The sequence below is a fragment of the Cellulomonas sp. genome (genome assembly GCF_017744555.1).
Lineage (GTDB): Bacteria > Actinomycetota > Actinomycetes > Actinomycetales > Cellulomonadaceae > Cellulomonas.
The window spans coordinates 1-21,667 of the sequence record NZ_JAGIBD010000039.1; the positions used below are offsets into that span (position 1 = coordinate 1).

21 protein-coding genes and 1 pseudogene are annotated in these 21,667 nt (G+C 74.6%); 13 read left to right on the top strand and 9 right to left on the bottom strand.

From position 1 onward, the window contains the following. Nucleotides 1–260 precede the first annotated feature (260 nt). The 3 genes from J7523_RS17800 to J7523_RS17810 all read left to right on the top strand — a co-directional run bounded on the left by J7523_RS17800 (nt 261) and on the right by J7523_RS17810 (nt 2,246). Nucleotides 261–863, top strand: coding sequence for a sulfite oxidase-like oxidoreductase (locus tag J7523_RS17800; RefSeq protein ID WP_291889716.1), 603 nt, complete (start codon nt 261–263; stop codon nt 861–863). Next, nucleotides 851–1,690: a ferredoxin reductase gene (locus tag J7523_RS17805; RefSeq protein WP_291889719.1), complete on the top strand. Its 840-nt coding sequence runs from the start codon at nt 851–853 to the stop codon at nt 1,688–1,690. The genes J7523_RS17800 and J7523_RS17805 overlap by 13 nt, the downstream gene beginning before the upstream one ends. Nucleotides 1,691–1,760: 70 nt before the next feature. Then, complete coding sequence (locus J7523_RS17810; protein ID WP_291889721.1) at nt 1,761–2,246, top strand: NUDIX domain-containing protein; 486 nt, start codon at nt 1,761–1,763, stop codon at nt 2,244–2,246. Nucleotides 2,247–2,354: 108 nt separating this feature from the next. On the opposite strand, the gene J7523_RS17815 is transcribed toward J7523_RS17810, so the two are convergent. Further along, nucleotides 2,355–5,030, bottom strand: a complete 2,676-nt coding sequence (locus tag J7523_RS17815) for a phosphoenolpyruvate carboxylase (RefSeq protein ID WP_291889724.1) — start codon at nt 5,028–5,030, stop codon at nt 2,355–2,357. Nucleotides 5,031–5,190: 160 nt separating this feature from the next. Here J7523_RS17815 and J7523_RS17820 point away from each other — a divergent pair, with 160 nt between their 5' ends. Further along, nucleotides 5,191–5,613 carry a VOC family protein gene (locus J7523_RS17820; protein WP_291889726.1) on the top strand — a complete coding sequence of 141 codons (423 nt, stop codon included), beginning with the start codon at nt 5,191–5,193 and terminating at the stop codon, nt 5,611–5,613. Between the two features lie 43 nt (nt 5,614–5,656). On the opposite strand, the gene J7523_RS17825 is transcribed toward J7523_RS17820, so the two are convergent. Then, nucleotides 5,657–6,919: a S8/S53 family peptidase gene (locus J7523_RS17825; RefSeq protein ID WP_291889729.1), complete on the bottom strand. Its 1,263-nt coding sequence runs from the start codon at nt 6,917–6,919 to the stop codon at nt 5,657–5,659. A 167-nt stretch (nt 6,920–7,086) separates the two neighbouring features. On the opposite strand from J7523_RS17825, the gene J7523_RS17830 reads away from it, so the two are divergent. Then, nucleotides 7,087–9,813, top strand: coding sequence for a CHAT domain-containing protein (locus tag J7523_RS17830; protein ID WP_291889731.1), 2,727 nt, complete (start codon nt 7,087–7,089; stop codon nt 9,811–9,813). Nucleotides 9,814–9,900: 87 nt separating this feature from the next. Then, nucleotides 9,901–10,356: a hypothetical protein gene (locus J7523_RS17835; RefSeq protein ID WP_291889733.1), complete on the top strand. Its 456-nt coding sequence runs from the start codon at nt 9,901–9,903 to the stop codon at nt 10,354–10,356. On the opposite strand, the gene J7523_RS17840 is transcribed toward J7523_RS17835, so the two are convergent. From J7523_RS17840 to J7523_RS17850, 3 genes are all read right to left on the bottom strand, one after another. After that, nucleotides 10,334–10,948, bottom strand: a complete 615-nt coding sequence (locus J7523_RS17840) for a sigma-70 family RNA polymerase sigma factor (RefSeq protein ID WP_291889736.1) — start codon at nt 10,946–10,948, stop codon at nt 10,334–10,336. The genes J7523_RS17835 and J7523_RS17840 overlap by 23 nt on opposite strands. Nucleotides 10,949–11,044: 96 nt before the next feature. Continuing rightward, a complete protein-coding gene (locus tag J7523_RS17845) occupies nt 11,045–12,268 on the bottom strand; it encodes a serine hydrolase domain-containing protein (RefSeq protein ID WP_291889738.1) in 1,224 nt (407 codons plus the stop codon). A gap of 76 nt (nt 12,269–12,344) precedes the next feature. After that, nucleotides 12,345–13,316, bottom strand: a complete 972-nt coding sequence (locus J7523_RS17850) for an aldo/keto reductase (protein ID WP_291889740.1) — start codon at nt 13,314–13,316, stop codon at nt 12,345–12,347. Nucleotides 13,317–13,440: 124 nt separating this feature from the next. Between J7523_RS17850 and J7523_RS17855 the strand changes: the two genes are divergently transcribed. The 4 genes from J7523_RS17855 (at nt 13,441) to J7523_RS17870 (ending at nt 16,372) form a co-directional block, all read left to right on the top strand. Further along, a complete protein-coding gene (locus tag J7523_RS17855; protein WP_291889742.1) occupies nt 13,441–15,120 on the top strand; it encodes an FAD-dependent oxidoreductase in 1,680 nt (559 codons plus the stop codon). Further along, entirely contained in the window at nt 15,117–15,389 is a 273-nt protein-coding gene (locus J7523_RS17860) for a metal-sensitive transcriptional regulator (RefSeq protein ID WP_291889744.1), read from the top strand. Before J7523_RS17855 ends, J7523_RS17860 begins: the two co-directional genes overlap by 4 nt. Nucleotides 15,390–15,427: 38 nt before the next feature. Then, on the top strand, nt 15,428–15,595 hold the full coding sequence (locus J7523_RS17865; protein ID WP_291889746.1) for a hypothetical protein: 168 nt from the start codon (nt 15,428–15,430) through the stop codon (nt 15,593–15,595). Nucleotides 15,596–15,709: 114 nt separating this feature from the next. After that, nucleotides 15,710–16,372 (top strand): histidine phosphatase family protein, encoded by a 663-nt coding sequence (locus tag J7523_RS17870; RefSeq protein ID WP_291889748.1) that lies wholly within the window; start codon nt 15,710–15,712, stop codon nt 16,370–16,372. A 3-nt stretch (nt 16,373–16,375) separates the two neighbouring features. Here J7523_RS17870 and J7523_RS17875 read toward each other — a convergent pair whose 3' ends face one another. The 3 genes from J7523_RS17875 to J7523_RS17885 form a co-directional block, all read right to left on the bottom strand. Further along, nucleotides 16,376–16,606 (bottom strand): hypothetical protein, encoded by a 231-nt coding sequence (locus J7523_RS17875; protein ID WP_291889750.1) that lies wholly within the window; start codon nt 16,604–16,606, stop codon nt 16,376–16,378. 122 nt (nt 16,607–16,728) lie between these two features. Further along, nucleotides 16,729–17,307 (bottom strand): hypothetical protein, encoded by a 579-nt coding sequence (locus J7523_RS17880; RefSeq protein ID WP_291889751.1) that lies wholly within the window; start codon nt 17,305–17,307, stop codon nt 16,729–16,731. A gap of 13 nt (nt 17,308–17,320) precedes the next feature. Next, nucleotides 17,321–18,469 carry a zinc-dependent alcohol dehydrogenase gene (locus J7523_RS17885; RefSeq protein ID WP_291889753.1) on the bottom strand — a complete coding sequence of 383 codons (1,149 nt, stop codon included), beginning with the start codon at nt 18,467–18,469 and terminating at the stop codon, nt 17,321–17,323. A 291-nt stretch (nt 18,470–18,760) separates the two neighbouring features. Here J7523_RS17885 and J7523_RS17890 point away from each other — a divergent pair, with 291 nt between their 5' ends. The 3 genes and pseudogenes from J7523_RS17890 to J7523_RS17900 all read left to right on the top strand — a co-directional run bounded on the left by J7523_RS17890 (nt 18,761) and on the right by J7523_RS17900 (nt 21,100). Continuing rightward, complete coding sequence (locus tag J7523_RS17890) at nt 18,761–19,615, top strand: SDR family oxidoreductase (RefSeq protein WP_291889755.1); 855 nt, start codon at nt 18,761–18,763, stop codon at nt 19,613–19,615. A gap of 131 nt (nt 19,616–19,746) precedes the next feature. Beyond that, a pseudogene (locus tag J7523_RS17895) lies at nt 19,747–20,010 on the top strand (DEAD/DEAH box helicase); the annotation flags it as partial. 190 nt (nt 20,011–20,200) lie between these two features. Further along, a complete protein-coding gene (locus J7523_RS17900) occupies nt 20,201–21,100 on the top strand; it encodes a DUF3553 domain-containing protein (protein WP_291889758.1) in 900 nt (299 codons plus the stop codon). Between the two features lie 56 nt (nt 21,101–21,156). Here J7523_RS17900 and J7523_RS17905 read toward each other — a convergent pair whose 3' ends face one another. Continuing rightward, nucleotides 21,157–21,666 (bottom strand): hypothetical protein, encoded by a 510-nt coding sequence (locus J7523_RS17905; protein WP_291889760.1) that lies wholly within the window; start codon nt 21,664–21,666, stop codon nt 21,157–21,159. Nucleotide 21,667 lies beyond the last annotated feature (1 nt).

The following is a 21,667-nucleotide window of genomic DNA, read 5'->3' on the forward strand; positions in this document are numbered from 1 at the left end:
GTGCGACCGACGGCGGCCAGCCGCGGCGGCGTCGTGGCGGCCGGGGTCGCGGCCGTGGAGGCGCGGTCGGCGGCGCCCAGGGCCCGCGCGGCTGACGCACCTGCTCCTGACCACGAGGGGACCGCACACCGCGGTCCCCTCGTGCCGTCCCCCGCAGCACCCTGGCGCATCCGCGGCGCGGGCCGCATGATGTGACGCAACAGCCCACCCCCACCGGGAGCGACCATGCCCACCGCTCTGACCTGCACGGTGACCCCCTGATGGCCCTCGTCTCGCGCGGGTTCCGCGGCAAGCGGGAGGCCGACCCGCGCCTGCCCCCGGGCCAGTACCTCGAGCGCGGCTTCCCGGTGCTGTCCGCCGGACCGACCCCGCGCGCCGACCTGTCCACGTGGACGTTCTCGATCGGCGGTGCCGACGGCCCGCGCGCCACCTGGACCTGGGCCGAGCTCACCGCCCTGCCCGCCGACGACATCGTCAAGGACATCCACTGCGTCACCAAGTGGACCAAGCTCGACACGTCGTGGCGCGGGGTGTCCCTCGACCGCCTGCTGGGCGCGGTCGAGGTCGCCGAGGACGAGCAGTACGCGCTCGCGCACTGCGACGGCGGCTACACGACCAACGTCCCGCTCGCCGACCTGCGCGGCGGACAGGCGTGGATCGCGTACCAGTACGACGGCGCACCGCTCCCGCCCGAGCACGGCGGCCCGGCCCGGCTGCTCATCCCGCACCTGTACTTCTGGAAGTCCGCGAAGTGGGTGCGCCGCATCGACCTCCTCACGGACGACGAGTGGGGCTTCTGGGAGAAGCTCGGGTACCACCAGTACGGGGACCCGTGGAAGGAGCAGCGGTATTGGGGCGACTGACCGATGACGTCCCGCTCGTGCCCGGCGCCGCCCCGGCCGCCGAGGACGACGCCGCCGACCTCGCCGACGCCACCCCGTACGCGCTGCCCTGGCGTGTCGGCACCGTCGTCGAGCGCCGCCGGGAGACGCCCACCGCGCTGACGCTCGTGCTCGACGTGCCCGGGTGGCGCGGGGCGCTCGCCGGGCAGCACGTCGACGTCCGGCTGACCGCCGAGGACGGGTACTCGACGCAGCGGTCCTACTCGCTCGCGTCGTCGGGCACCATGGGTCTGCCGACCGGCATGCCCGACGACGACCGCATCGAGCTCACCGTGCAGGTCGTCGAGGACGGAGAGGTGTCCCCGTACCTCACCGAGGACGTCGTGGTGGGCGACCAGCTCGAGCTGCGCGGCCCCGTCGGCCACTGGTTCGTGTGGCACCCCACCGACCCGCACCCCGTGCAGCTGATCGCCGGCGGGTCCGGGCTCGTGCCGCTCATGTCGATGGTCCGCACCCGGGCGCGTGCCCGCAGCGTGGCCCCGTTCCGGCTGCTCGTCTCGACGCGCACCCCCACGGACGCGATCTACGACGCCGAGCTCGCCGCACCCGCCGCCGGGGTCGACGTGACCCGGGTCTGGACCCGGCGCGCACCCGCCGGGTGGAGCGGGCCGGTCGGCCGGGTCGACGCGGCGCGCCTGGAGGCGGCGTGCTTCCCGCCCGACGCGCGCGCCCACGTGTTCGTGTGCGGGCCCACGCCGTTCGTCGAGACGGTCGCCGACCTGCTCGTCGACCTCGGGCACGACCCGGACCGCATCCGCACGGAACGGTTCGGCCCGACCGGGCCCTGACCTCGGCGGCACGACCTCCGACGACGGGCGGCGGACGACCCGCCGGGCACCGTGTGCCAGACTCCGCCGCATGCCCGACCGGTACGCGCCCGACGACCACCTCGCCGACCGGACGCTGCTCGTCGCCGCCGCCTACGTGGTGCTACGCCGCGACGACGCCGTGCTGCTGCACCTGCGACAGGGCACCGGCTACCGCGACGGGTACTGGGCCACGCTCGCCGGGCACGTCGAGCCGGGCGAGTCCGTGCACGAGGCGGCCGTGCGGGAGGTCGCCGAGGAGGCGGGCGTCACGGTGGCGGTCGGCGACCTCGCACCCCTCACGGTGCTGCACCGCTTCGAACGGACCGGCCCCGCGGTCGAGCAGCGGGTCGACGTGTTCTTCGAGGTCCGGCGCTGGAGCGGCGACCCGTCGATCCTCGAGGAGACGAAGGCCGCGGACATGCGCTGGTTCGCGCTCGACGACCTGCCCGAGCCCGTCGTCCCGCACGAACGGCTCGTCCTGGACGCCCTCGCGGCCGGCCAGACGTTGCCCGCCGTGATCTCGCTGCCGTCCTGACCGCGGCGGGGGCGCGCCGCGACGCCCGAAGGTGCCCGGGGCCGAGACGCAGGACGGCGCGCCGGCCCCTGCTCGGGGCGACGCGCCGTGGTCCGCGCGGGCCGGCCGTCAGCCGGTGTTCTGCACGCCGGCGGCGACCCCGTTCACGGTGAGGAGCAGCAGGCGCCGCAGGTCGTCCGCCTGCTCCACGGTGTCCCCGGTGCGCAGGGCGCGCAGGGCACGCAGCTGCAGCAGCGACAGCGCGTCGACGTACGGCGAGCGCAGCTGGACGGCGCGACCGAGGATGCGGCGGCGCGACAGGATCGCGTCGCTGTCCGTGATCGCCAGCACCGAGCGGCGGGTGAGCGCCATCTCGGACATCACCTGCTCGGCGAGGTCGGGACGGTCACCGAGAGCCAGGTAGCGGGCGGCGATGCGCTCGTCGGTCTTGGCCAGCGACATCTCGACGTTGTCGATCATCGTCGTGAACAACGGCCACTGGGCGTACGCAGCGCGCAGCTCGTCGAGGTCGCCGATCGCGTCGAGCGCCGTGCCGAGGCCGTACCAGCCGGCGAGGTTGATGCGGGCCTGCGACCACGAGAACACCCACGGGATCGCCCGCAGGTCGTCGAGCGACGACACGGACAGCCCGCGCCGGGCCGGCCGCGAGCCGATCGGCAGGAGACCGACCTCCTCGAGCGGGGTGACCGAGGCGAACCACTGCGGGAACCCGTCGGCGCGCACCAGCTCGTGGAACCGCGTCCGGGAGATCTCGTCGAGCTTGGCCGCGAGCTCCGCGAACCGCTCGGTGGCCTCCGCGTTGCGCTTCTCGATGGTCGGCGTGCCCGCGAGCAGCGTCGCCGCGACGACCTGCTCGATGTGCCGGGCGGCGATGACCGGGTCGCCGTACCGGGCGAAGATGACCTCGCCCTGCTCGGTGAGCTTGAACCGGCCGTCGACCGACCCCGGGGGCTGAGCGAGCACGGCCCGGTTGGCGGGACCGCCGCCGCGACCGAGCGCACCGCCGCGGCCGTGGAACAGCGTGAGCTGGATGTCGTGACGCTCGGCCCACTCGGTGATCCGGCGCTGCGCGGTGTCGAGCGCGAGCGTCGCGGACACCGGGCCCACGTCCTTCGACGAGTCCGAGTAGCCGAGCATGACCTCGACGCGGCGGCCGTTCTCCGCGAGGCGCTTCTGCACCTGCGGGATCGCGAGGGCGCCCTCGAGGATGTCGACGCTGGCCTCGAGGTCCGCGAACGTCTCGAACAGCGGGATCGCGTCGATCACCGGGACCTCGTCGGCTCCCTGGAACGCGAGCTCTGCGAGCCGGTAGACGGCCGCGAGGTGCTCGGCGGACTGCGTGAACGACACGATGTACCGGCGCGCGGCCAGCACGCCGAACCGGCGCTGCACGTTGCCGATCGCCCGGTAGGTGTCGAGCACCTCGAGCGTCCGCGGCTCGAGCGTGCCGTCGACCCCGTTGGCCTCCAGGTCGGCGAGCGCGGCTGCGTGCACCTGGGAGTGCTGCCGCACCTCGAGCTCGGCGAGGTGGAAGCCGAACGTCGTGACCTGCCAGATCAGGCGCTGCAGGTCGCCGTACGCCGGGCGGGTCGCCCCCGCGGCCTCGAGCGAGCGCTGCACGACGAGCAGGTCGGCCTCGAGGTCCTGCGCCGACGCGTAGGCGAGGTCGGAGTGCCGCTCACGCGTCGCGGCGACGCGCTCCGCCACCACCAGCAGCACGCGGCGGTGCGGCTCGCCCGGGGCCTCGCCGGCGATCCGCGCCGTCACGGCCTCGGACATGATCCTCTGACGCTGCCACAGCGCGAGCAGCTCCGCCGAGGCGGGCGTGCCCTCGTTGTCGAGCGTCAGGGTGTCAGCCGTGCGACGGGTCGCGACCTCGAGCGAGCGCAGCGCCCGCTCCGACGCGAGCGCGGCCGCCTCACGGGTGACCTCGGCGGTCACGTTCGGGTTGCCGTCGCGGTCGCCGCCGATCCACGTGCCGACCCGGGCGAACGGACGGACGGCCGGCGCCGTCGTGCCGGCGGCGTCGCCGAGCAGCCAGTCGTCGAGCCGGCGGTAGACCTCGGGGAACACCTCGGACAGCGTCGAGTCGAACACGTTGAGGACCGTGCGGACCTCGTCGAGCACCGTCGGCTTGGCCTGGCGCAGGGGCGCCGTCCGCCACAGCGTGTCGATCTCGGCCAGGAGCCGCCGGTCGTTCTCGACGAGCGACATGCCGCCGATGCTGCGCTGGTCGCGCTCCGCGACGAGCTCGGCGATGCGGCGGATCGCCGACGACACCGCGCGGCGCCGCGCCTCGGTGGGGTGCGCGGTGAACACGGGGCGGAACTCCAGCGCCTGCAGACGGCGCAGCGTCTCCTCGCGGCCGAGCTCGGCGGTCGCCTGCGCGACGGCGGCGGGCAGCGAGTCGTCGGGGGCCAGCGTGCGCGGCTCCAGGCTCGCCTCGCGCTCGCGCAGCACGCGCACCCGGTGGTACTCCTCGGCCGTGTTGGCCAGGTGGAAGTAGCACGTGAAGGCGCGCGCGACCTGCTCGGCACGAGCCAGCGAGAACGTGGCGACGAGCTGCTCGGCGCGCTCGAGCGCACCGCCGTCGGGCTCGTCGTGCGCCTCGATGGCCAGCTCTCGGAGGCGTTCGACGTCGGCCAGGAGCTCGTCGCCACCGGCCTCGCGCAGCACGCGGCCGAGGAACTCGCCGAGCACCCTGACGTCGTTGCGCAGGGGGTCGGGGACCTCGTGGTGGGCGAGTCCTCGCCGGACGTCACGCGGGGGCAGCGGTGCGGTCACGGGGTCAAACTAGGCCACGTTCGTTTCCGGACGTCACATGTTCCAGGGCCTGAACACCTGTGACGAAGGTCTCGCAGCACTCTTGGCAGTGTCGGTGGTCCCTCGGAGGATGGGTGGCGTCCGATCGTCGGGCGAGATCGTCGAGCAGGGAGGCCAGACCGTGACCACGCGTCTCAACCCGTACCTCGGGTTCCGCGACAACGCCAGGCAGGCGATGGAGTTCTACCAGAGCGTCTTCGGCGGCGAGCTCACGCTGAGCTCCTTCGGGGACTTCCACGCGAGCGAGGACCCCGCCGAGGCGGACAAGATCATGCACGGCCAGCTCGAGACGCCCAGCGGCTACACGATCATGGGCGCCGACACCCCGAACCAGATGCCCTACAACCCCGGCGACAACTACTCGGTCTCGCTGTCCGGGGACGACGAGGGCGAGCTGCGCGGCTACTGGGACAAGCTCGTCGACGGCGGCACCGTGACGGTGCCGCTCGAGAAGGCGCCGTGGGGCGACACGTTCGGCATGCTCACCGACAAGTTCGGCGTCGCGTGGCTCGTCAACATCGCGGGCGAGCAGCCGGCCGGCTGACCACGTGGTCCCGGCCCGCTCGAGGGGCGGGCCGGGACGCACCTCAGCTCGGCAGGAACGGCGGGAGGTACGGGCCGTCGTCCGGCAGGGACAGCGGGCTCGTCGGCGGCGCCGGCCGGAGCGCGGCGTACGCGGCCCGTGCGGACGTCCGGTCGATCGACGCCCTGGCTGCGACCTTGCCGGTGAGCAGCGCGGCGGAGAACGACGTGCCGCCCCACTGCGCCCAGCCGTGGAACGACGTGGGCTCCCCCGTGGCCCCCGCGCCCTTGCCCGTGAAGTAGGTGCTCACGACCTGCTCGCCGACCGTGAGGACGTCGATCCACTCGGCGTCGAGCGGCGTGAACGCCGACGGCTCGTACCTGCCGGGCACCGACCCGGGCGGCGCGGACCCGACGGCGACGACGTCGTCCAGCGCAGCGGGCCACGACGGCCGGCGGTGCTCGTCGTCCGCGAGGGCGAGCACGGGGTCGCCGTGGTTCCCGGCGCACGCGATCACGAGCACGTCGGGCGGCAGGCGGTCGACCGCCGTGGAGAGCACCAGCGGCGGCTTGTTGTCCTCGGTGTAGCAGACGAGCGAGAGGTTGAGGACCTGGATCCCCGTCCTGCCGAGCGACACGATCGCCTTGGCGACGTCCCAGGACGTGGCGTCGCCGCCGCTCTTCAGCACGGCGCGGACGCGGACGGTCGCCCTCGGGGCCTGGTCCAGGACGATCCCGGTCACGAACGTCGCGTGGCCCGCGGCGAACGGGAGCGTCGCGTCCGCGGCCGAGCTGTCGGCGAGCACGTCCGTCGAGGACGCTCCCAGGTATCCGCCCGCGAGCTCGGGGTGCGCGTAGAGGGCGGTGTCCAGGACACCCACGGTGACCCCCTCGCCGGCGGTGCCGTGTCGCCAGCGCGCGGGCCGGTTCGCCGCGGTCGGCGCCGGGCCGCCACCGTGCGACACGGACCCCCCGCCGCCGTTGACCGACCCGACGAGCCGGTTCTTCCCCAGCGTGGGCACCCACCCGGCGTACCGGCGCTCGAACGTGGAGCGCAGGCTCACGAGGACGTCGTCGACGGTGACGGGCCGCTCCCCCGACCGCCCGGACACCCACGCGTGGTGGCCCGGATGCCCCTGCGGGACGGACAGCGCGGTGACGAGCCGCTTTGCCGACCCGGGTGAGAGCCGGAGCAGCGCGAGCCCGAGGTCGGCGTCCGTGAGCTCGTCGGGCACCTCGCACGGCACCTCGTGCCGCGCCAGCAGGCGCTGCACCAGCTGCAGGTGGTCGAGGGCGACGACGACCTCGACGTCGTCCTCGGCGGACATGGTTCGGTCGGTCGATCCGTTCATGGTGCACCCCCTGGCGACGCTGCCTGTGAGGCCACTATCCCAGCGGCCCATACCGGGACGAAAGGGATATCTCGAATGCCATTGACGCCCGGGACCCGACTCGCGACTCTCGAAGGGAGCGACGGTCGAAGCGAGGGGGTGCCGTGACGGAGCTCGCCGCGCGTGCCCAGGAGGCGATGCGCCTCGCCGCCAGCGACCCCGGGGCAGCGACGCCCCTGGCCGCGGAGGTGGCGCGCACCGCCCGCCAGGCGCACGAGTGGTCGGTCGTGTGCGTCGCCGAGCGTGCGCTCGGTGTCGCGGCGATGCAGCAGTCACGGCTCGACCACGCCCTGCGGAGCCTGCGGGCGTCCGTCGTCGCGGGCCTGCGTGCCGACGACCGGGTCGCCACCGGCGAGGCGCGCATGAGCCTCGCGTCCGCGCTCATGATGAGCGGGCGGCCGCAGCGGTCGTTCCAGGAGATCGACCGGGCGCTGACCGACCTCGACGGCCTGCCGGCGGCGCGGGCACGGACGCAACGGGCCGCCATCTACCAGGACCTCGGGCGGCTCGACGAGGCCCTCGACGACCTGCGCCGCGCGCTGCCGGTGCTGCGTGCCGCGGGCGACGCCCAGTGGGCGACGCGCGCCCTGTCGAACCGGGGGCTGCTGCACGCGACCCGGCGCGAGTTCGGCGCGGCTCGGCGGGACCTGCGGGCCGCGGGGCACCTGTGCGACGAGCACGAGCTGCGCGTCCCGGCGGCGTTCGTCGAGCACAACCTCGCCTGGGTCGACTCGCAGGCCGGCGACGTGCCGTCGGCGCTCGCGCACATGGCGGCGGCGACGACGATGTTCACCGACCTGGGCCTGTCCCCGGGATCGCTGCTGACGGACCACGCCGAGCTGCTGCTGTCGGTGCGGCTCGTGGCCGAGGCCCGGTCGGTCGCCGAGGACGCCGTGGCGGCCGACGAGCGCGACGGCCGCCGCAACCACCTGCCCGAGTCCCGGCTCCTGCTGTCGACTATCGCGCTCGTGCAGGGCGACACCCGCACCGCCCTGAGCTCGGCGGAGACGGCCGCGCGTGAGTTCGCGCGGCTCCGGCGCCACGAGTGGCGCGCGCTGGCCGACTTCTCCCGGATCCAGGCCCTGGTGGCGGCAGAGCAGCCGGTCGCGCCGACGAGGTGCCGACGGGCCGCCGAGGAGCTCGCGGAAGCCGGCTGGGCGGTGCCCGCGCTCGAGGCCCGGCTGCTCGCCGGCTGGCTCGAGCTCGGGCGCGGCCGGACGGCCGAGGCACGGCGCGACCTCGCGGAGGCCGGACGTGCGCGGCGGTTCGGCCCCGCCGACGCCCGTGCACGGGCCTGGCTCGGTGAGGCCATGCTGCGGGAGGCAGACGGGCGCCGTGCCGGTGCGGTGTCCGCGCTGCGCGCGGGGATGCGGGTGCTCGAGGACCACCGCGCGACGATCGGCGCGACCGAGCTGCGCGCGCACGTGTCCCTGCACCGTGGCGCCATCGCACGCATGGGGATGCGGCTCGCCGTCGAGGACGGCGACGCGCGGGCGTCGCTGTGGTGGGCCGAGTGCGCCAAGGCGACCGCGGCCCCCGCGCGCGACGCCCGGCCGCCGGCGGACGCGACCCTGGCCGCCCTGCTGGCCGAGCTGCGCGGCGTCATGGAGTCGATCGGCGAGCGGCGCAGCGAGCAGCAGCCGACGGGTGCGCTCACCGCCCGCCAGGTGACGCTCGAGCGGGAGGTCCGCGACCACTGCCGGCAGCACCCGGGCAGCAGCGCGCGCAGCGTCCTGCCGCCGGACGTCCCCGCTCTTGCCGACGCGCTCGGCCGCACGGCGCTCGTCGAGTACCTGGAGCTTGCCGACGAGCTCCTCGCGGTCACCGTGGTCGACGGTCGCACGAGGCTGCACCGCCTCGGTCCGGCGGAGCGCGTCGTGCACCTCGCCGAGCAGGTCCCGTTCGCCCTGCGCCGGCTGGCTCGCGACGGCGCCGCCGGTCGCACGGGCGACTCGAGCCTCGCCGCCGCCCGCCTGCTCGCGCGAGCCTGCGCCGCGCTCGACGAGGCGCTCGTCGGTCCGCTGCTGCAGGCGGTCGGCGACCGCCCGCTCGTCGTGGTCCCGACCGGCCAGATCGACTCGGTGCCCTGGTCTCTGCTGCCGCGCTGCGCCGGTCGGCCCGTGAGCGTGAGCCCGTCGGCGACGCTGTGGCTCGTCGCGGCGGGGCGGCGGGCTGCCGAGCCCGGGCGCACCGTCGTCGTCGCGGGCCCTGGTCTGGACGGGGCGCGCGCAGAGGCGCAGATCGTCGCCGCGCTGCACACGTCGCCCACCGTGCTCGTCGGCCCCGACGCGACGGCCCGCGACGTCGCGGCCGCGATGGACGGAGCCGCGCTCGTGCACCTCGCCGCCCATGGTCGCGTGCGGTCCGACAACCCGCAGTTCTCGTCGCTCGCGCTCGCCGACGGGCCGTACACCGTGTACGACCTGGAACGGCTCGACCGGGCGCCGCACCAGGTCGTGCTCGCCGCGTGCGACACCGGGCGGTCCGCCCTGGTCGCGGGTGGCGAGATCCTCGGGTTCACGTCGGCGCTGCTCGCCGGCGGCACCGCCACGCTCGTGGCACCGGTCGTGCCCGTGCCCGACGTGGCGACCGTCGACCTGATGCGCGCGTACCACCGGGCGCTCAGCGCCGGCCGCGCCCCCGCCGACGCGCTCGCGGCCGCGCAGGAGTCGACGGGCCGCGGCGGCCATGCCGCGCTCGCGGCGGCGGCGGGGTTCGTCCAGCTCGGGTACGGCGGCCAGCCGCTGCCGCGGGAGGTATCACCGGCGCCCGTTGGCGACTCCGACGTGCATGACACCCTGCTGACCGCTCCGGGCGCAGCGAGGACTTGACGCGGCCGTCGTCGGGTGGAAGGTAAGGGTGTCGCTCCCCTTGCGGGAGCACGCACCGACCAGGACGACGAGCGACGGGTGAGGCACATGACGCAGCCACGGTGGTCCGACGACGACCAGCTGCAGGCAGACCTCCAGCGGGCCCTGACGGAGGCGGCGGTCGACGACGCGGTCGTCGACGCGGCAAGGGCCGCCTTCGCGTGGCGCACGGTCGACGAGGAGCTCGCGGCCCTCACGTACGACTCGCTGCTCGACGAGAGCACGTCCGTCCGGGGCGGGGGCGGTACGGCCGAGCTGCGCAGCCTGGCGTTCGAGTCGGGGTCCGTCACGGTGGAGCTCGACGTCAGCCCGAGCCGGATCGTCGGTCAGCTGGTCCCCGGCCGGCAGGGCGTGATCGTCCTGCAGTCGCCGACCGGCGAGGTGGGACGCGTCTCGTCGGACGACGCGGGGTACTTCGCGATCGCGGCACCGACGGAGCCGCTGGTCCGCGTGCGGTGCACCACCGACCTCGGGTCGGTCGTCACTGACTGGGTGCGGCTCTGACGTCCGAGCTCTCCCCCAGCACGCCGGCGATCGCCGGGTGCTCGCGCAGCCGCCGCAGCGCACGGGCCCGCGTCGGCCCGATGCTGCCGACGGGGATCCCCAGGCGACGGCCGATCTCCACGTAGCTGAGCGGCGGGTCGTGCATGAGCAGGAGCAGCAGGTCCCGGTGCGACGACGGCAGGTCCGCGAACGCCCGGAGCAGCAGCTCGTGGCGGCTCGCCTCGGTGAGACCGTCGACGACCTCGGTGTCGACCGGCACCATGTCGGGGTCCTCGCGCTCGGCCGTCGCGTCGAGCGGGTCGAACGGCTGCGAGCGGCGGCGCAGCCGGAGCGTCCGCAGGCACTCGTGCCGGACGGTCGTGACGATCCAGCCGGGCAGCGCCTGCGGCTCGCGGATGTCCGCGAGGTGCTCGACGAGCCGCAGCCACAGGGTCTGGACGACGTCCTCGACGTCGGCGCGCGCGAGCCGGAACCGGTGCGCCACCGACATCACGAGCGGTGTGAACCGCTCCACGAGGCCGTCCCACGCCGCCTGGTCGCCGTCGGCGGCACGCCGGACGAGGTCGGCCACGCTCGAACCGTCGCGGTCCATGACCTTCCTCCGTGTCGCTCGCGCTGATGGACGGACGGGTCACCGACGTGCGGTGTGGTGACGACGTTACGCCCCGGGGCGCGAGCGGCGCGCGGGTCATGACCTGTCCGGCGACCTCCCGGCGGCCACGCACAGCGCCTGGTCGGTGAGGGCGTCGGCGGCCGCGACGATCGCATCCGTCGACTCGGTGGGAGTGAACACCTCGACGCTGCGCCGGCCCGACGGGTCGGAGAAGTTGCGGCTCCGGTAGCCCGGGATCGACCCGTAGTGGCCCCAGAACGTGCCGCACGGCGTCGCGAAGGACATGAGCCCGAGCCCGTACGACGCGTGCTCCACGACCTGGTCGGTGCTCGCCGAGACGGTCGTGCGCATCTCGGCCAGCAGTGCCGGAGGGAGCAGCCGGCCCGCCTGCAGGGCCGTCGTGAACCGCGCGAGCTCGTCGACCGTCGACACCAGCGCACCCGCCGCACCCGCCCACGTCGCGTCGTTGCGACCGCTGAGGTCGAGGTAGCCGTCGCCGGTGTCGGCGGGCGTCACGTACCCGTGCGCGTACCGTCCCCGGAACGCCTCGGAGGTCTGCAGGTAGGTGTGCCGCAGGTGCAGGGGTCGCACGATGCGCCGGTCGATCTGGTCGCCCACGGTCCGGCCGGTGGCCTGCTCGACGACCATGCCGAGCAGCACGTAGTCGGTGTTCGAGTACGCCCAGCCGGTGCCGGGCGCGAACGTCGCCGCGTGCGCCGTCGCGTACCCGACGAGCTCGGCGGGCGTGAATGTGCGCCCGACGCGCTCCGTCTCGGCGAACACGGTCGCGAGGAAGCCCTCGTCCTGCGCGTAGTCGAAGATCCCGCCCGTGTGGTCGAGCAGCATCCGCAGGCTGATCGCGGAGCCGCCGGGCACGACCCCCGGCAGCCACCGCTCGACGCTGTCGTCGAGCGACAGCCGGCCCTCCGCGACGAGCTGCAGCACCACGGTCGCGACGAACATCTTGGTGTTGCTGCCCACCCGGAACTCGTCGTCCGGGGACAGCGGCCGCCACGGCGCGAGGCGCTCTGCTCCGACGGCGAAGCGGGTCACGTGGTGCCCGTCGTCGACCCGGACGATCACGCCCGTCGCGCCGGCGGACACGACCTGCCGGGCGGCGTCCCGGAGCGACGCGTCGGGGCCTGGCCAGGCGGGCGCGACGGGGTAGGACGGCGGCGCGACGCCGGTCGCGGGGAGCGCGACGGCGGGCCCTTGGGCGACACCGACGGCGAGGGCGAGGACGGCCGACGCGGCGACGCAGCGCACGGCGAGACGACGACGAGCAGCGGTGGTGGTCATGGACCCACGCTCGACCTGGACGCCTCCCGTGTCGGTCGTGCCACCCCACGACCCCGGGTCGGGGAACCCCCCGGGCCTACGCGTCCGCGGCCCGGTAGAAGTTCCGCTCCCACCGGTGGCGCCGCACGGCGTCGCGCTGCTCGGGCGTGAGCCGACGGCCGTCGCTCGTGGCGGCGTTGCGCTCGACGTTGCGCACGGTGCGCATCCCCGCGATCACGGTCGACACGGCGGGCTGGTCGAGGACGTACCGCAGCGCGACGTCGGCGAGCTGGTCGGTGCCGATGCCGAGGTCGGCCACGAGCGCGTCGACGTGCTGCTCCACCTGCGCGGCCCGGTCCCCGCCGAAGTAGGTGTTGCGGAAGTCGCCCTCGGGGAAGGTGGTGCCCGACGAGACGCGCCCGGTGAGACCACCCTCGTCGAGCGCGACCCGCACGATCACCCCGACGCCGTGCTCGGCGCACGCGGGCAGCAGCTGCTCCTCGGGCTGCTGGTGGAACGCGTTGAAGATGACCTGCACGGTGTCGACGGTGCCGCTGCGCACCAGCGCGACGGCGTTCTCCGGCTGGTAGTCGTTGATCGAGACGCCGAAGAACCGGATCTTGCCCTCCTGGCGCAGGTCCGTGATCGTCTCGAGCCAGTCGCCCTTGCCGACCCACTCGTCGCTCCACACGTGGAACTGCAGGAGGTCGAAGGCCTCCAGTCCGGACGCCGCGAGGCTCGTCTCCAGGCTCTGGCGGATGTGCGAGCCGGGGAACGTCTCGTCGGGGTGCAGCCCGTCGGGCGCGGGCCAGACCATGTTCTTCGGCGGGACCTTGGTGGCGACGAGCACGTCGGGGTGGTCCCGCACGACGCCGCCGACGATCCGCTCGCTGTCGCCGTAGCCGCGCGCGGTGTCGATGAAGTTGACGCCGAGCTCGATCGCCCGGTGCAGCGCAGCGACGGAGTCGTCCTCCTGGGCGCCGATCCACATCGATCCCCCGATGCCCCAGGCGCCGTAGCCGATCTCCGACACCGAGAGGCCGGTCCGGCCCAGCTGGCGGTACTCCATGTGCGCTCCTCGTCCGATCCGGCCCGCCCCACGATCCGTGGCGGGCACCACACAGCCTCGCGTGTGCGGGCCGGCGACGCGAGCGCGTGCCGGTGCGTAAACCCCCGGGGGTATAGTGGACGACATGAAGATCGTGATCGTCGGGGGCGTCGCCGCCGGAATGAGCTGTGCCGCCCGCGCCCGTCGCCTCGACGAGAGCGCGGAGATCGTCGTGCTCGAGCGCGGTGAGCACGTGTCGTTCGCCGGGTGCGGCCTCCCCTACCACCTGGGCGGCGAGATCGAGTCGGCCGACTCGCTGCTCGTCCAGACGCCCGAGTCGCTGCGGGCCGCGCTCAACCTCGACGTGCGGACCGGCCACGACGTCGTCGGCCTCGACCCGCAGGAGCGCTCGGTGCGCGTCCGGACACGCGAGGGCGAGCAGACGATCGCCTACGACGCGCTCGTCCTTGCGCCCGGCGCGACCGCCGTACGGCCGCCAGTCCCCGGCCTCGACTCACCCCGCGTCCGCACGCTGCGCACGGTCGCCGACGCGGTCGCGCTGCGCGGGCTGCTCGACGGCGGTGCGCGCCGCGCGGTCGTGCTGGGCGGCGGGTTCATCGGCATCGAGGCGGCGGAGCAGCTCGCGCGGGCCGGCGTCGACGTGGCCGTCGTCGAGCTCGCCCCGCACGTGCTGCCCATGCTCGAGCCCGAGCTCGCGACGCTCGTCACCGACGAGCTGGCGCGGCTCGGCGTCGACGTCCACGCCGGTGTCGCGGCCACGGCCGTCGAGCACCACGAGGACGCGGACGTCGTTGTCCTGGCCGACGGGACGAGGCTGCCCGCCGACCTCGTGGTGCTCGCGGTCGGCGTGCGCCCGGACACCGCAGCGTTCGAGCGGTCGGGCGTCGAGTGCGAGCGCGGCGCGATCGTCGTCGACGGCCTCGGCCGCACGAACCTGCCGGGCGTCTGGGCGGCCGGCGACGCGGTCGTCGTCACCGACGCCGTGACCGGCGCCCGCCGACCCGTGCCGCTCGCCGGGCCGGCCAACCGTGCGGGTCGCGGCGTCGCCGACGCGATCCTGCGCCCCGGCACCGCCCGGCGGCTGCCCCGCGCGCTCGGCACCGCGATCGTCCGCGTCGGCGACCTGGCCGCCGCCACGACCGGCGCCGACCGGGCCACGCTCGCGCGGGCCGGCGTCGCGCACCACACGCTGCACCTGCACGCGAGCCAGCACGCCGGGTGGTACCCGGGTGCGCACCCGGTGCACCTCGTCGTGCACTTCGACGACGACGGGCGGCTGCTCGGCGCCCAGGCCGTCGGCGCCGACGGCGTGGACAAGCGCATCGACGTCCTCGCCACCGCGATGCGCGCAGGTCTGACGGTCGGCGACCTCGTCGACCTCGACCTCGCCTACGCGCCGCCGTTCGGGGCGGCGAAGGACCCCGTCAACCTCGTCGGCATGGCCGCGGGCAACGTCCTCGACGGCACGCTGCGCGTGTGGCACGCCACCGACCTCGCCGTCGTCGCCGAGACCGCGCTCGTCCTCGACGTGCGCAGCCGCGAGGAGTTCGCCACAGGTCACGTCCCGGGCGCGCTCAACGTCCCGCACACCGAGCTGCGCGAGCGGCTCGACGACGTGCGCGAGGCCGCCGACGGCCGGCCGGTGCGCGCCCTGTGCGGCTCCGGCGTCCGCTCGCACATCGCCCACCGCGTGCTCGCGCAGCACGGCTTCGACTCCGCCTCGCTGTCGGGTGGCATGCTCACGCTGCGCGCCACGCCGGGCGCCGCCGACCGTCTGGTCACCGAGGAGGTGCTCGTCCCATGACGCCCGATGCCGAGGCTCAGAAGAAGATCCTCAACCGGCTGCGCCGCGCGCGCGGCCAGCTCGACGCGGTCGTCACCGCCGTCGAGAACGGCGCACCGTGCCGCGACGTCGTCACGCAGCTCGCCGCCGTGTCGAGCGCCCTCGACCGCGCGGGCTTCACGATCGTCTCGACCGCGCTGCGCGACTGCCTGGCCGAGCCGGGCGAAGCCGCGAACGACGACAACCTGACCCCGGAGGAGCTCGAGAAGCTCTTCCTCATGCTCGCCTGAGCGCACGACCCCACCGCACGACACCGAGAGCGATCCCCATGTGCTACCCGAACACCTGCACCACCTGCGGCAAGACCACCTGGGCCGGCTGCGGCCAGCACGTCGACGCCGTCCGCGCCGCCGTGCCCGCCGACCAGTGGTGCCCCGGCCACCAGGACTCGCCCGCACCGGGCTTCCTCGCGAGGATCTTCGGCAGCGGCAGGTGAGCCCACGCCGCACGACGGCGTGAAGGAGACCACCGTTGCCGGGCTCGGCGCCGCACCCGCCAGCCCCCGGACGGGGGCGCCTCGGTGCCTGCGACGGGAGGCAGGATGCGAGGCATGCGCCTTCTCCTGATCCGCCACGGGCAGACTCCGTCGAACGTCCAGGGTGTGCTCGACACCGCCGCCCCCGGACCCGGCCTCACGGTGCTCGGCGAGCAGCAGGCCGCCGCGATCCCGGCCGCCCTGGCCGACCGCGACGTCGACGCGATCGCCGTCTCCCCGCTGGTCCGGACGTCCTTCACGGCCGCGCCCCTCGCCACCGCGCGCGGCTTGACGCCCGTGATCGTCGACGGGCTCCGCGAGGTCGAGGCGGGCGACCTCGAGATGGAGAGCCACCACGACGCGCACCAGCGCTACCTCGGCACCGTGTTCGCCTGGGCCCGCGGCGACGTGAGCCTGCGCATGCCGGGCGGCCCCGACGGCGTGGAGTTCCTTGGCCGGTACGACGAGGCCGTCGCCCAGATCGCGTCCCGCGGCTGGGAGACGGTCGTCGCGTTCTCGCACGGCGCCGCGATCCGGTCGTGGGCGTCGGCGCGCGTCGCCGGGGTCGACGTGGACGAGGTCGAGCGGACGTCGCTGCAGAACACCGGTCTCGTGGAGATCGAGGGCGACCCGTCGCGCGGGTGGGAGCTCGTCACGTTGAGCTGGGCGCCCGTCGGCGGCCTCCAGCTCGCGTCGCGCGTCGCCGAAGACCCCACCGGCGAGGCCATCGACCGGTGACGGTCACGGGCGCGGGTCCCTCCTGGTCCATCGCCGCTCGTCCCGCCGCGCGCCCGTGCCCGCGGAGCACCGGGGGCACACCCACGCGACCTCGTCGGCGTGCCGGCCGGTCGCGGGCTGCACGTCCGCCCAGTCCACGTGCGAGAACCGCTCGAGACCGGCGCGGCTGAGCGGGACGCCGCACACCGTCTGGTTGGTGCCGCGCTCCCAGGCGTGCACCTCACCGGCGGGCATGCGGACACCGTCGGGGTCCGTCCACCGCCCCGACGCGGCGACCGCAGCCACCCGGACGCGGGGCCGCACGTCTCAGCCCTCCCCCGACTCCGTGCCGGCGTCCGTCCTCGTGCCGGCGTCCGTCACACGCGCCGCCTGCGGCGCAACCCGACCCGCAGCACGACCACGGCGGCGGCTGCGGCGAGCACCCACGGTCCGGCGACAATCACCGGGTCCAGCGGCAGGTGCACCGTGTCCGTGCGCTTCTGGCCGTACCTGGACCCGACCGGATGGGCGCCGGGCTCCGCCAGCACCCCTGTCTCCGTCACCGGGTTGTCGGGACGGAGGCTGACGAACGACGCCAGGTAGCTCTCGACGGCGTCGATCCGGTCGCCGGCCAGCAGCAGGAGCCAGTGCGCGGCTCGACCCTCGCTGTAGCGCGCGTACGCGTACCGCCGGACGACCCCGGACAGCCCCTTCAACGGGGTGGACGTCCCGAAGACGGGCGTGAGCCGGGCGTGCTCGATCGAACGCTCGCGCGGCCATCGCTCGGGCTGCTGCTCGGGGACGTCCCAGTGGGCGCCGCTCGCCTCGGGGTCGAACCGCTCGCGCGGCACCGCGGGGCGGTCCTGAGGGTCGAGGTCGGCACCCCAGCCGGGTATGCGGGCGCGGAGCTGCTCGCTCGACTCGGGCAGCGGCGGCTTGTCGGGTCCGTACGGCATGGTGATTCCCTCCTCAGGCCGCGCTCGGGACGACGAGCGGCTTGATGCAGCCGTCGAGCTTCGCGGAGAACAGGTGGTACCCCTCGGCGATGTGCTCGAGCGGGATGCGGTGCGTGACGACGTCGCTCGGCTTGAGGTAGCCGTTGCGGACGTGCTCGAACAGTCGCGGCCACTGCCGCTTCACGGGCGCCTGGTTCATCCGCAGGGTGAGGCCCTTGTTCATGGCGTCGCCGAACTTCACCGCACTGAACATCGGCCCGTACGCGCCCATGACGGACACGGTGCCGCCCTTGCGCACGGAGTCGATCGCCCAGTTCAGCGCCACCGGCGAGCCGCCCTGGAGCTTGAGCTTGGCCGACGTGACGTGCTGCAGGAGGTTGCCGTCGGCCTCGGCGCCGACCGCGTCGATCACGCGATCCGCCCCGAGGTGCTCGGTGGCTCGCTTGAGCGTCACGACGACGTCGTCGTGCTCGACGAAGTTGATGGTCTCGGCGTAGGCGAACGTCCGCGCCTTCTCCAGCCGGTACTCGAGATGGTCGACGACGATGACACGACCGGCGCCCATGAGCCACGCGGAGCGCGCGGCGAACAGGCCGACCGGTCCGGCGCCGAAGACGACGACCACGTCGCCCTCGACGATGTCCGCGAGCTGCGCCCCGAAGTAGCCGGTGGCCAGCGCGTCGGTGAGGAGCACGGCGTCCTCGTCGTCCATCCACTCGGGGATGACGGACGGCCCGACGTCCGCGAACGGCACCCGCACGAACTCGGCCTGGGCCCCGTCGTACCCGCCGCACGTGTGCGAGTAGCCGTAGATGCCGCCGACCGCCGTCGCGTTCGGGTTGACGTTGTGGCAGTTGGCGTAGAGGCCCCGCGCGCAGAAGAAGCACGAGCCGCAGTAGATGTTGAACGGCACCATCACGCGGTCGCCGCGCTGCAGGTTCCGGACCGACGGCCCGACCTCCTCGACGACCCCGACGAACTCGTGCCCGAACGTCATGCCGACGCGGGTGTCGGGCATCATGCCGTGGTAGAGGTGCAGGTCGGAGCCGCAGATCGCGCCCAGCGCGACCCGGACGATCGCGTCGTTCGGGTGCTCGATCCGCGGGACGTCCTTCTCCTCGACACGGACCTTGTACGGACCGCGGTAGACCATCGCGCGCACGGGCAGGACCTCCTCAGGGCCACGCAGGACAGGGGCCGGTCTCGCAAGGCGCACCGTCCCGGGCGGCCACTGCTCGCCCGCCGTCGTGGCCGCGTCGGGCCACGAGACCCCCGAGCGTGCGCGCGATGTCGCGGACCCGCAACCGGGGCCACGAGAGCTCCCGCATCCCCCACCGGGCGGCCCAGCGCCGGCGCCGCTGCGAATGCGCCGACCGTCGCACCGGTGCACGGTGTCCTGGCACGGCGGCCCAGGCCCGGCGTCCGTCCTGCACGCGAACGAGGAGCGCACGCGATGTCACACGACCCGACCAGCACGCCGACCGTCGCCGTCCCCGACCCGACGGCCGCCGCCGGCCCGCGGCGCGTGCTCGTCACGGGCGCCGACTCGGGCATCGGCAAGGCGTGCGCCGTCGCGCTCGCGGCGGAGGCCGAGCACGTGGCGATCACGTGGCACGCCGACGAAGGCGGTGCGCGGCGGACCGCGGAGGAGATCGCGTCGCACGGCGCCACGGCTCACGTGCTGCACCTCGACCTCACCACCCCGACGTCGGCGCCCGCCGTGGTCGACGACGCGGTCGCCGCGATGGGTGGGCTGGACGCCGTCGTGCTCAACGCCGGCACCGGCACCTCGACGCCGCTGCTCGACCTCACCTGGCAGCAGTGGCGCGACGTGGTCGCGGTCGACCTGGACGGCGCGTTCCTGTGCCTGCAACGCAGCGCGCACCACCTCGTCGAGCAGGGCTGGGGCGGCCGCATCGTGGCCGTGACGAGCGTGCACGAGCACGCCCCGCGGGTCGGGGCGGCACCGTACTGCGCGGCGAAGGGTGGCCTCGGCATGCTGGTCAAGGTCGCCGCGCTCGAGCTCGCCGAGCACGGCATCACCGTCAACGCCGTCGCCCCCGGCGAGATCGCGACACCGATGACGGGCCAAGAGGACGAGGACCCGGCCGACGGCGCGCACGACCGGCCCGGCATCCCGTTGCGCCGCCCCGGCGACGCGAGGGAGGTCGCGGCGGTGGTCCGGCTGCTCTGCCGACCCGAGGGGGGCTACGTCACGGGGGCGTCGTGGGCGGTCGACGGCGGGATGCTGACGATGGGCCCGATGGCGGGCTCGCACCTCACGTCCGACGACTGGCGGCGACCGTGACGGACGGCTCGGGGCGACGCGTGCGTGCGACGCTCGACGAGGCCGTCGACGCCGTCCTCGGCGCCGGGACCCGCCTGCGGGACGTCCAGGAGGACGCACTGGCGCACCTGGCCGAGGCGGACACCCTGCTCGTGGCCCGCAGCGGTGCGGGCAAGACCGCCGTCTACGCGATCGCGACGCTCATGTCCGGCCGGCTCACGGTCGTGGTGTCACCGCTCCTCGCGCTGCAGCGCGACCAGGTCGACGCGCTGCGGGCGTCGGGCCTGCGCTCTTCCTCGGTCAGCTCGGCGCGGTCGACCCGTCAGCAGCGCGAGGCGCTGGCCGCCGCGCGGGACAGGCGGGTCGACGTCCTGCTCCTCGCCCCCGAGCAGCTCGTCCGACCCGAGGTCCTCGACGCGCTCGCCGCCGCCGACGTGGGGCTCGTGGTGGTCGACGAGGCGCACTGCGTGAGAGTGGGGTCACGACTTCCGGCCCGACTACGCGGCGGTCGCCTCGGTGCTGCCCCGGCTCGGACGGCCCCGCCTGCTCGCCCTCACCGCGACGGCGTCCCCGCGGGTCCGCAGCGAGATCGTCGACCGTCTCGGGATGACCGGCGCCCGTGTCCTGGTCCGCGACGCGGACCGTCCGAACATCTGGCTCGGTGTCCGGCACGCGGCCACGGCGTCGGACCGCGACAGCCTCGTGCTGCGCACCGCGCTCGACGAGCCCGGGCCCACGCTCGTCTACGGACGGACGCGCACGCACGTCGAGACCCTCGCCGCGGCGCTGTCCGAGGCGGGTCGGACCGCGGACGTCTACCACGCCGGGCTGCCGCCGTCGCTCGCCTCGTACTACCAGGAGGTCGGTCGCGCGGGACGCGACGAGGAGCCCGCCCGGGCGCTCGCCGTCGCGTACCAGGGCGACGTCGCGCTCAACCGCTTCCTCGGCACGGCGCCCGGGCCGAGCCGGGCCACCATTCGCAAGATCCTCGGAGCCGTCGGCGGCGAGCCCGTGTCGCGGCACGACGTCGCGTCCGCGACCGGCCTCGCCGCGCGGACCGTCTCGCGAGCGCTCAACGCGCTGGTCGACGTCGGGGCGTTGTGCTCGGACGCCCATGGCTACCGCTCGACCGGGGTCGACGAGCGTGCGGCGACGGCTGCGCTGCACGAACGTCGCGACCGGCTGCAGACCCTGGACCGGTCGCGCGCCGACCTCGTGCAGACGTACGCCGACTCGACGGACTGCCGACGCCGCATGCTGCTCGAGCTGCTCGGCGAGTCGCACCCCGACCGGTGCGGTGCGTGCGACAGCTGCGAGGCGGGGACGAGCGTCGACGTGGGGGACGTCCCGTTGGCCGGCGGGCAGTCGGTCCGGCACAGCGAGTGGGGCGTCGGCGTGGTCAGCGCCGTGGAGGCCGACCGCGTCGTCGTGCTCTTCGAGGAGAAGGGCTACGTGACGCTGGACACCGCAGTCGCCCTCGACTCCGGGCTGCTCGTGCCGGTCTGACGTCGAGCGGGCAGGGCCGAACGGACCATCGCGAGGGCGGTCAGATGCACGACCGCCTACCGACGATCGGACCACGGCGCGTCCAGCTCACGCCGGACACGTGCCTCCTCCCGCTCCTTGAGGACGAGCGCCGGCCAGGTGTCACCCTCGAGGTCCCCGCTGGGGAGCATGAGCGCCTCGTCGTCGTCGATCTCACGCCGACCCACCTCGTCGAGGACGTTCCGGTCGTCAAGGCGGATCGCAACCCACTGACGGCCGCCGTACGGTCTCCAGGCCACCTCGTCGAAGGTCCAGTCGTCCCGCCGGAAGTCCGGGTGGACGCCCAAGGTCGGCCACGACCCCTCGATCATCCGCAACCCCGACATCCTGGCCCGTGCCACGGCGTCCGCGGGATCGGGAAGGGGGTACGGACGTCCGGTGCCGGCACCGTCGGGTGCGTGGTCGAAGAGGTAGACGGCGACGGCGGCCGTGCGCGGCGCGCGGCGCGCCACCACCAAGAACCCCGGGGGCATGTCCTGCCGGTCGACGTCCCGCCACGGCACCAGGAACGTGCTGCCTTCCGGCACG